Annotated in this window: 2 protein-coding genes and 1 tRNA gene; all 3 read right to left on the bottom strand. The window is 55.8% G+C overall.

The window, feature by feature from the left end; all coding sequences use genetic code 11:
* Nucleotides 1-1,313: transcription termination factor NusA (gene nusA / locus ACIPIZ_RS28600; protein ID WP_401168843.1), on the bottom strand; the 1,313-nt coding region annotated here is incomplete at its 3' end.
* 47 nt (nt 1,314-1,360) lie between these two features.
* Nucleotides 1,361-1,819, bottom strand: a complete 459-nt coding sequence (rimP, locus tag ACIPIZ_RS28595; protein ID WP_064387885.1) for a ribosome maturation factor RimP — start codon at nt 1,817-1,819, stop codon at nt 1,361-1,363.
* A gap of 139 nt (nt 1,820-1,958) precedes the next feature.
* Nucleotides 1,959-2,035 (bottom strand) — tRNA-Met (locus tag ACIPIZ_RS28590).
* Nucleotides 2,036-2,049: the final 14 nt, after the last annotated feature.

Raw genomic sequence — 2,049 nt, 5'->3', positions numbered from 1 at the left:
CAGAGCAGGTCTTCGGCCGGATTGGCGTCTGCCAGCTTTTCCTCAGTAGCGAAGGCTTTGGTCAACAAACGATCCTTGGCACGAGCACGAAGCTCGTTGACGGTATCTTCGTCAAAGCCGTCGATGTTGAGCATTTCTTCCAACGGTACGTAGGCAATCTCTTCCAGGCTGGTGAAGCCTTCATCTACCAGCACCTGTGCCAGGTCTTCGTCGACTTCCAGCTCGTCGATGAAGTTGCGCAGGATGTCGCCGGTTTCTGCTTGCTGCTTAGCCTGGATGTCCGATTCGGTCATCACGTTCAGGGTCCAGCCAGTCAACTGGCTAGCCAGACGCACGTTCTGACCACCGCGACCGATGGCCTGAGCCAGATTGTCTGCGCCAACGGCGATGTCCATTGCATGGGCATCTTCGTCAACGATAATTGCCGCAACCTCAGCCGGGGACATGGCGTTGATCACGAACTGAGCAGGGTTGTCGTCCCACAGAACGATATCAACACGCTCACCGCCCAACTCACCCGACACTGCCTGGACGCGCGAACCGCGCATACCGATGCAAGCGCCTTGCGGGTCGATGCGTTTGTCCTTGGAGCGGACGGCGATCTTGGCGCGCGAACCCGGATCACGGGAGGCAGCCATTACTTCGATCAGGCCTTCAGCAATTTCCGGCACTTCGATACGGAACAGCTCGATCAGCATTTCCGGCGCGGTACGCGACAGGATCAACTGCGGGCCGCGGTTCTCGGTGCGGATTTCCTTGAGCAGCGCACGCAAACGCACGCCAACACGGAAAGTTTCGCGAGAAATGATGTCTTCGCGGGCCAGCAATGCTTCAGCATTGTTGCCCAGATCGACGATCACGTTGTCGCGGGTGACTTTTTTCACGGTGCCGGAGATGATTTCTCCCAGGCGTTCGCGATAGGCGTCGACCACTTGAGCGCGCTCGGCTTCACGTACTTTTTGCACGATGACTTGCTTGGCAGTCTGTGCAGCGATACGGCCGAACTCGATGGATTCGATTTTTTCTTCAACGACGTCGCCAACGTTGGCACCCGGATGCGTTTCAGCAACCTTGCTCGGCCAGGTTTCGATGGCCGGATCGTCGAGATCGTTCTCTTCGACGACCGTCCAGCGACGGAAAGTTTCGTATGCCCCGGTGTGGCGGTTAATTTCCACACGCAGGTCAACTTCGTCTTCAAAACGCTTTTTGGTAGCAGTGGCCAAAGCCAGCTCCAGCGCTTCAAAAATTACGCTTGCCGGTACGCCCTTTTCATTGGATACCGACTCAACAACCAGCAGGACTTCTTTGCTCATCGAACGCCTCGCCTTTCGCAAGCCATTGGATCCGCGGGATCCGCGTCTCAGTCAAAACTGGGAATAATGTTGGCCTTGTCGATCATATCGATCGGCAACAGGAATTCATGGTCTTCTACCTGCACCACGACATCCTGTTCTTCTACACCGCGCAGAAGGCCCTGAAAGTTGCGTCGACCCTCAAAAGGCGAGCGCAGCTTGATCTTCACTTGTTCACCGGCAAATTTTGCAAACTGCTCAAGAGTGAACAGTGGGCGCTCCATGCCAGGCGAGGAAACTTCAAGGGTGTATTCCACGGTGATTGGATCTTCAACATCCAGTACACCGCTGATCTGACGGCTGACAATGGCGCAATCGTCCACCAGCACGCCACCCTCTTTATCGATATAAACGCGCAACATCGAGTGACGACCCTGAGCCGAAAACTCGATACCCCAGCATTCATAGCCCAGGGCCACGACCACCGGGGCCAGCAAGGCCTGCAACTCTTCTAGCTTGCTCGACACCTGAACCCCCTAGTGCATGATATGTGCATGCTTTGCAAAATAAAAAAATGGGCGAAACGCCCATCCTTGAAACGCCGTCGAACAGCGGCGTTGAAAGTGTCCAGCTAACAAAAAGCCCCTTAAAAGGGGCTCCTTAAACTGGTTGCGGGGGCCGGATTTGAACCGACGACCTTCGGGTTATGAGCCCGAGGTGCTAGGAGTCTGCTCCTCCCCGCGACAAAGGTGGGGCG

The sequence above is a fragment of the Pseudomonas sp. NPDC087690 genome, assembly GCF_044743175.1.
GTDB lineage: Bacteria > Pseudomonadota > Gammaproteobacteria > Pseudomonadales > Pseudomonadaceae > Aquipseudomonas.
Note: the sequence above shows the minus strand (reverse complement) of the source record. Positions and strands in the feature narration are given on the sequence as shown.